The organism is Streptomyces sp. DH12, from assembly GCF_020873895.1.
Taxonomy (GTDB): Bacteria; Actinomycetota; Actinomycetes; order Streptomycetales; family Streptomycetaceae; genus Streptomyces.
The window spans coordinates 1-459 of sequence record NZ_JAHWGT010001014.1 but is presented as its reverse complement, the minus strand read 5'-3'; the positions used below and the strand labels follow the sequence as shown (position 1 = coordinate 459).

1 protein-coding gene is annotated in these 459 nt (G+C 69.7%); it reads right to left on the bottom strand.

Annotated elements, in window-relative coordinates; translation table 11 throughout:
* Window positions 1-459, bottom strand: a 459-nt coding sequence (locus LPA54_RS38250) for a trypsin-like serine protease (RefSeq protein WP_228984988.1), incomplete at both ends; no start/stop codon positions are given.

The window sequence follows — 459 nt, the reverse complement described above, 5'->3', positions numbered from 1 at the left end:
GATCACCAGCGGGCCGCCGGAATCACCGTTGCAGGCCCCGACGGTCTCCGCGTCGGTCGCGCCGGTCTTGCCCGCGCAGACCATGTGGCCCGCCACGAATGAGCTTCCGTACGAACCCCGGCACGTCGCGTCGGAGACGATCGGGAGCGTCGCCGAACGCAGGGTCGTGGAGATGTCGTCGTTGGTGGACGTGGTGCGGCCCCAGCCGTAGACCTTGGCCTGGGTGCCGGGCGCGTAGAGCCCCGTGTCCGTGTTCGCCATCACCGGGAGGGGCTTGGCCGCGACCGGGTCGAAGAGGGTGAGCACCGCGACGTCGTTGTCGGCCGCTCCCTGCACGTCCTTGTAGAGCGGGGTGTTCCACTGGCGGTAGGGCCAGGAGACGGTGCCGGTGCTGTTCGGCTCGGTGGAGGTGCTGCCGGTGACGACCACCCCGTTCGCGTTCCAGTCGAAGCCCTTGAC